The organism is Azospirillum sp. B4 (assembly GCF_000333275.1).
Taxonomy (GTDB): domain Bacteria; phylum Pseudomonadota; class Alphaproteobacteria; order Azospirillales; family Azospirillaceae; genus Nitrospirillum.
Genome location: NZ_BACU01000254.1, coordinates 1 through 6,572 on the forward strand (window position 1 = coordinate 1; position 6,572 = coordinate 6,572).

At 68.1% G+C, this 6,572-nt stretch carries 7 protein-coding genes; 3 read left to right on the forward strand and 4 right to left on the reverse strand.

All coding sequences use genetic code 11. The features are described from left to right. The first annotated feature begins 259 nt into the window (after nucleotides 1–259). The gene (locus I55_RS10635; protein ID WP_044560524.1) at nucleotides 260–718 is read left to right on the forward strand and encodes an SRPBCC family protein; all 459 of its coding nucleotides are present in this window, start codon (nucleotides 260–262) and stop codon (nucleotides 716–718) included. A 95-nt stretch (nucleotides 719–813) separates the two neighbouring features. On the opposite strand, the gene I55_RS10640 is transcribed toward I55_RS10635, so the two are convergent. Continuing rightward, complete coding sequence (locus tag I55_RS10640; protein WP_044560525.1) at nucleotides 814–1,689, reverse strand: LysR family transcriptional regulator; 876 nt, start codon at nucleotides 1,687–1,689, stop codon at nucleotides 814–816. Between the two features lie 148 nt (nucleotides 1,690–1,837). On the opposite strand from I55_RS10640, the gene I55_RS10645 reads away from it, so the two are divergent. Both I55_RS10645 and I55_RS10650 read left to right on the forward strand, forming a co-directional pair. After that, nucleotides 1,838–3,001 (forward strand): mandelate racemase/muconate lactonizing enzyme family protein, encoded by a 1,164-nt coding sequence (locus tag I55_RS10645; RefSeq protein ID WP_044560526.1) that lies wholly within the window; start codon nucleotides 1,838–1,840, stop codon nucleotides 2,999–3,001. 182 nt (nucleotides 3,002–3,183) lie between these two features. Continuing rightward, on the forward strand, nucleotides 3,184–3,540 hold the full coding sequence (locus I55_RS10650) for a hypothetical protein (RefSeq protein WP_044560527.1): 357 nt from the start codon (nucleotides 3,184–3,186) through the stop codon (nucleotides 3,538–3,540). Nucleotides 3,541–3,590: 50 nt separating this feature from the next. Here I55_RS10650 and I55_RS10655 read toward each other — a convergent pair whose 3' ends face one another. The 3 genes from I55_RS10655 to I55_RS10665 form a co-directional block, all read right to left on the reverse strand. After that, nucleotides 3,591–4,511, reverse strand: coding sequence for a bestrophin family protein (locus I55_RS10655; protein ID WP_044560528.1), 921 nt, complete (start codon nucleotides 4,509–4,511; stop codon nucleotides 3,591–3,593). 152 nt (nucleotides 4,512–4,663) lie between these two features. After that, nucleotides 4,664–5,692: an agmatine/peptidylarginine deiminase gene (locus I55_RS10660; RefSeq protein WP_044560529.1), complete on the reverse strand. Its 1,029-nt coding sequence runs from the start codon at nucleotides 5,690–5,692 to the stop codon at nucleotides 4,664–4,666. A gap of 97 nt (nucleotides 5,693–5,789) precedes the next feature. Then, a partial coding sequence (locus I55_RS10665) for an ABC transporter permease subunit (protein ID WP_049974012.1) occupies nucleotides 5,790–6,572 on the reverse strand: 783 nt, incomplete at its 5' end.

Here is a 6,572-nt window from a genome sequence, read left to right on the forward strand (position 1 = left end):
GTACGACCCATGGCCAAGGACGGCGATGCCCCCATGTCGGAACACCAGAAAGACACGGTTGGCGGCGTCACATGGGCCAACCAGGGGCTGGGCTACAGCCTGGTGGCCGACGCCCCGCCCCAGACACTGCACCCCCTGGCGGATGAGGCGCGTCGGCAAATCCGGGCGAAGATTTGACACGGTGCCAGAACCAAACCGGGCCTCAGGACTTATAGGGATCGGTTAAGGGCGCGAAACAGCAACCAGGAGGTTGCGTTAAATGGCCGATAGCATCCGGAAGCACATTGAACTGAAGGCCCCGATCCAGCGGGTATGGCGGGCGCTGACCAATCATGAGGAATTCGGCGCGTGGTTCCGGGTGAAGCTGGAGGGTCCGTTCGTCCCGGGCCAGGAGGCGCGCGGGCGCATCACCCACCCGGGCTATGAGCACGTGGTGTGGCGCGCGACCATCGTGGCGATGGAGGAGCCGCGGCTGTTCTCCTTCACCTGGCATCCCTACGCCGTGGATCCGGACAAGGACTATTCGGGGGAGACGCCGACCCTGGTGGAGTTCCGCCTGGAACCGCGCGACACCGGCACCTTGCTGACCATCACGGAAAGCGGCTTCGACACGCTGCCCGATCACCGCCGGGTGGAGGCGCTGCGCATGAATGAGGGTGGCTGGACGGCCCAGGCGTACAACATCCGCGCCCATGTCGACGGCCCCGCTGATGAGTGAGATGCCGGCCACCAGCGCGACGGCGCGCCGCTATCTGGACGCCGTCTCGGCGCAGTGGGACACGCGCCAGGCCGCCTGCGCGCCTTCGTGGAAGGCTAGACCGCCGCCCAGAAGCGCTCGGCCGTGGCCGAGCGGTGCCGCGCCGCGCGGAACAGGCGGATTTCCACCGGGATGGCGTGGGCGCCGCCACCGGCGTCGACCAGTCGCCCGGCCACCAAATCATCGGTGATGAGGGTGGCCGGCAGCCATGCGAGGCCCTGGCCCTCACGCGCCATGGTCTGCAGGGTCGCCGCCAGCGGTGCCGTGAACACCGGTTCCGACGCCACCCTGGGCAGCGCCGCCTTCAGGATACGGGCCAACCCCGACGCCTCGCCGTAGGCCAGCAGGGGCGCCGCCGGACCCCCGTCCAAAACCCAGCGCGGGGCGCCCGTGTCATCGGGCGCGCAGACGGGAACCAGTCGGTCGCGGCCCACCACCTGGCTGTCGAAGGCGCCGGGCGTCAACGCGGTCGCCATGCCGGCATGGGCGTGGCACAGCAGGAAATCGGCGTCGCCGGCCAGCAGGATGCGCTCACAGGCCGCCAGGGTGTCTGAAACCAGGCTCAGGGTGCCCAGCGTCTCCAGCGGCGCCACCGACCGGATCCAGCCGGGAAGGAAGGTGAAGGACAGGGCGTGGGTGGCGGCGATGGTCAGGGTGGCCCCTTCCCGGCCGGCAGCCCTCAGCGCGTCGCGCTGCATCTGGTGCAGGTCGCGGGTCAGGGCGGCCGCCTGGGCGCATACCACCTCCCCGGCGGCGTTCAGGGACACGCCCTGGCCACCGCCGCGTACCACCAGGGCCGTGCCCACCCAGGCCTCCAGCGCCTGGATGCGGCGACTGAACGCCGGCTGGGTGACATGGCGCGCCGCCGCCGCGCGGGAAAAATTGCGATGCTCCGCCAGCGCCGTCAGATCTTCCAGCCAGTTCAATTCCACGGATGATGCCGATCATGCATGAGGTGACTCACTCTTGGCATTGGCCATACGGTCCTTTCCCAGCCTATCCCAGATAAGGATTCAAGCCAAACCTGATGGCGGTCGGCCACCGGCCACACCCGCCCCAAGGCCAGAGGAGTGATGCTCAATGCGCATCGTCGACGTTCGTGAGATCACCCAGCCCATCTCATCGCCCATCCGCAACGCCTATATCGACTTCACCAGGATGACCACCAGCCTGGTGGCGGTGGTCACCGACGTGGTGCGCGACGGCCGGCCGGTGGTCGGCTACGGCTTCAACTCCAATGGCCGCTACGGCCAGGGCGGCCTGATCCGGGAGCGCTTCCGCGAGCGCATCCTGGAGGCGGATCCCAAAAGCCTGCTGGACGATGCCCGCGACAACATCGACCCGGCCAAGGTCTGGGCGGCCATGATGACCAACGAGAAACCCGGCGGGCATGGCGAGCGCTCCGTCGCCGTGGGCACGATCGACATGGCGGTGTGGGACGCCGTGGCCAAGATCGAGGGCAAGCCGCTGTTCCAGTTGCTGGCCGAGCGGCATGGCCGCACCGCCGACCCGCGCATCTTCGTCTACGCCGCTGGCGGCTACTATTACCCGGGCAAGGACACCGGCGCGCTGCGGACGGAGATGCGGGGCTATCTCGACCGCGGCTACACCGTCGTGAAGATGAAGATCGGCGGCGCCCCCATCGCGGAGGATCGCGCCCGCATCGAGGCCGTGCTGGCGGAGATCGGGTCACAGGCCCAACTGGCCGTGGACGCCAACGGCCGCTTCGACCTGGAGACGGCCATCGCCTACGCCAAGATGCTGCGCGACTATCCGCTGTTCTGGTACGAGGAGGCGGGCGACCCATTGGACTACGCCCTGCAGGCCGCACTGTCGGAGTTCTATCCCGGCGCCATGGCGACGGGGGAGAACCTGTTCTCCCACCAGGACGCGCGCAACCTGCTGCGCCACGGCGGCATGCGGCCGGACCGCGACTGGCTGCAGTTCGACTGCGCCCTGTCCTACGGCTTGGTCGAATACCTGCGCACCCTGGACGTTCTGCGCCAGTTCGGCTGGTCGCCCTCGCGCTGCATCCCACACGGCGGGCACCAGATGTCGCTGATGATCGCGGCCGGCCTGGGCTTGGCTGGCAATGAAAGCTACCCCGACCTGTTCCAGCCCTATGGCGGCTTCCCCGACGGCGTGCGGGTGGAGGACGGGCACGTGGTCCTGCCCGAGTTGCCGGGCATCGGCTTCGAGGGCAAGGCCGACCTGATCCGCGTGATGCGCGACCTGGCGGCGTGATCGACCTTGCCCTGGCGGCAGCGAAAGCCGCTACCGGCCTGGCTTTCCGGGTGTCGCCAAAAAAAGTTCAAAAAAGTTTGGGTGCCCGGGAATAAAAGCGGGCGGCCGGCGTCTTATTGGCATCCCCAGCACGGGGAAAAACAAATCCCCCCGACATGATGCCAAATAAAGGAGCGTAAGCCATGAACACCCGGACTCTGTCTGCGTCGATCAGGATCGCCGTCGCCACCGCCCTGATGGGTGCGGCCACCTTCGCCGCCCCCGCCTTCGCGGCACCTGTCACCGCCACCGACACGGCCACCATCCAGCACACCTGCCAGACGACCCTGGGCCTGACCGTCAACGACACCGATTACGCCGCCTGCGTCAGCACCCTCAGCCAGTCACTGGCGGCCGCCATGCCGCATGAGCGCCGGGGTATGCCCACGGACAATGTCGCCTGCGCCGAGGTCGGCCTGATGCCCGGCAGCGCCGGTTACGCCCGCTGCATCGCCAACCTGGACGGCGCGCTGGCGCAGGCCCAGCTTGCCCCGAACTGATCCTCCCTTCGGCCCGCGCCCCCTGGTCCCCAAGGGGCGCGGACGCCGGATCACATCAGCACATGGCCCTTGGGCTGTGGCAGGGGCGGCAGGTCGGCCTCCCCCAACGCCTCGCGCAGGTTGATCTCGATGGTGTCGGCCAGCGCTTCGATGGGCAGAGCGTTGAGCCGGATTCCGAACGGCTCCTCCAGCTCGTCGCCCAGGGTGTCCAGACCGAAGAAGGTGTAGGCGACCAGACCCGTGATGAAGGGCGTGCCCCAGTGCAGCACGTCGGCGAAGCCGAAGGGCAGCAGGAAACAGAACAGATAGGCCGTGCGGTGCAGCAGCAGGGTGTAGCCGAAGGGCACCGGCGTGTTGCGGATGCGCTCACACGCCGCAAGCACCGCCGACAACCGCTCCACCGTGTCGTCCAGCACGGCGTAGCGCATGTCGCTGAGATGCCCGGCGGCCAACAGCTCGGCCAGCACCTGGCCCATCTGCCGCAGCAGGTAATCCGGCCGGTTGCGCGACGCCTCGAACCCCGCCAGCTGGCTGGCCGAGAGGAAACGGCGTGGCTTGGTGACGTCGCCCCCGGGCCGCAAGTGGCAGACGCAGGCGTGGGCGAAAGCCATGGCCAGGCGCAGCAGCTGGCGCCGCGCCGCTTTCGGCTCACCCTCGGTCTCCAGGATCAGCGTCTGGCGGCCGAGGTCGCGCGCGGTGGTGACCAGCAGACCCCAGTCCTTGCGCGCTTCCCACCAGCGGTCGTAGCAGGCGTTGTTGCGGAAGCCCAGGAACACTGACAACGCGATGCCCAACAGGGCGAAGGGCGCGCCGTTGAAGGCGGGCGCCCAGTCGGGATGGGTACCGCGCGCCCAGACCACGCACGCCGACAGGGCGATGATCACCAGCACCTGCGGCAGGATGCGCAGCACGATGGACCCGCGCAGGATGAAGAACAGCCGCAGCAGGCCGGGCCGGTCCCGGACGATCATGGTGCAAAGTCCCGTCGCTATACCGCCGATGGCCGGCGGCCCCCTGGACGATGCCCCCGCCGCCCATTGGACGCCAAAGGGAAATTCAGGCGGCTGCCATGAACGGTTAAGCGCCAACTGATCACGCTGGCTGCACGGCGACAGTCCTAGCCTTAAGGCCTGGGCTGCTGCTGGGTGATGCAGTGGATGCCGCCGCCGCCGCGCACGATGTCCAGCGCCGGCACCTGCACGATCTGGCGATCGGGATAGAGGCGGGAGAACAGCTTGGCCGCCTCCGCGTCCATGGGGTCCTCGAAGGCGGGCAGCACCACGCCGCCGTTGGCCAGGTAGAAGTTGGTGTAGGACAGTGTCAGGCGGACGCCCGCCTGTTCCTGGCGCGCCGGGGTGCGCAGGGTGACGATATCCAATTCCCGCCCCTGGGCGTCGGTGGCCATGGACAGCCGCTCGATATTGTCCTGGAAGGTGTCGAAGTTGGGGTCGTCCGGGTCATCCGTCGTCATGGCCAGCACCAGCCCCGGCCGGATGAAGCAGGCGATCTCATCGATATGGCCGTCGGTCTCATCCTGCTCATACCCCCGGCCCAGCCAGATGATCTGGCGCACGCCCAGGAAGTCGCGCAGGTGGCCCTCGATCTCCCCCCGGGTCAGCCCGGGGTTGCGGTTGGGGTTCAGCAGGCATTCCTCGGTGGTGATCAGCGTGCCCTCGCCATCCACATGGAAGGACCCACCCTCCATGATCAGCGGCGCCTTGAAGCGGGGAAGTCCCAAGCCCTTCAGCACCTCCGCCGCCACGTGGGTGTCGGCGTCGAAATCATCGTAGTTGCGGCCCCAGGCGTTGAAATCCCAATCCACGCCGCCAATGCCGCCCTTGCCGTCGATGACGAAGCTGGGGCCGTTGTCCCGAATCCAGCTATCCGACAGGGGCACGGGAATGACGCTGACCGGCGATCCCCCGCACAGGACGGAGGCTTCCGCCACCTCCCCCGGCGGCGCCACGATGGTCACCGGCTCGAACTGGGCGATGGCCTTGGCCACGCCGGCATAGGCCCGGCGGGCGGCGTCCAGCCCGTTGGGAAAGGTCTCCGCCCGGTGGGGCCACGCCATCCAGCAGCGGTCGTGCGGGTGCCACTCGCCGGGCATGACGAAGCCCGCCGCAGCGAGGGAACCGGGGGTGTAGGTCATGGGCGTCCGCTCCTCCACCACCCAGGGTCAGGGTGGCTGAAAAGAATAGTATTCCGCCTGGGTTACAGGCTGGCAATCAGCGCTTTGGATGAGAGGGCTAGACCCGTCCCGCCTGGCTTTCCTCACGCTCGCGGATGCGGGCGCGTCTCGCTTCCAGGAAGCCGGCCAGGCCGATGCCGGTGGCGACCACCGCCACCACGATGGTGGCCAGGGCGTTGATCTCCGGCTTGAGCCCCAGGCGGATGGAGGAGAAGACGATCATCGGTAGGGTGGTGGAGCCGGGGCCCGAGACGAAGCTGGTGATGACCAGGTCGTCCAGCGACAGGGTGAAGGCCAGCAGCCAGCCCGAGACGATGGCGGGGGCGATGATGGGCAGGGTGATGACGAAGAACACCTTGGCCGGCCGGGCCCCCAGATCCATCGCCGCCTCCTCCAGCGAGGCGTCCATGCTGACCAGGCGCGACTGGATGACCACCGCCACGAATGACATGGTAAAGGTGACGTGGGCCAGGATGATGGTCAGCACCCCGCGCCCGGCGGGCCAGCCGATCAGCTGTTCCGCGCTGACGAACAACAGCAGCAGCGCCAGGCCCATGATCACCTCAGGCATCACCAGAGGCGCGGAGATCATGCCGGCGAACAGGGCGCGGCCGCGGAAGGCGCCGAAGCGGGCCAGCATCATGCCCGCCAGCGTGCCCAGGACCACGGCACCACAGGCGGTGGCGAAGGCGATGCGCAGCGACAGCCACGCCGCCTCCAGCATCTGCCCGTCCTCGATCAGCTCATGGTACCAGCGCAGGGAAAAGCCGGTCCAGACGGTCAGCGAGCGGTTGTCGTTGAAGGAATAGGCGACCAGCAGCAGGATAGGCAGGTAGAGGAA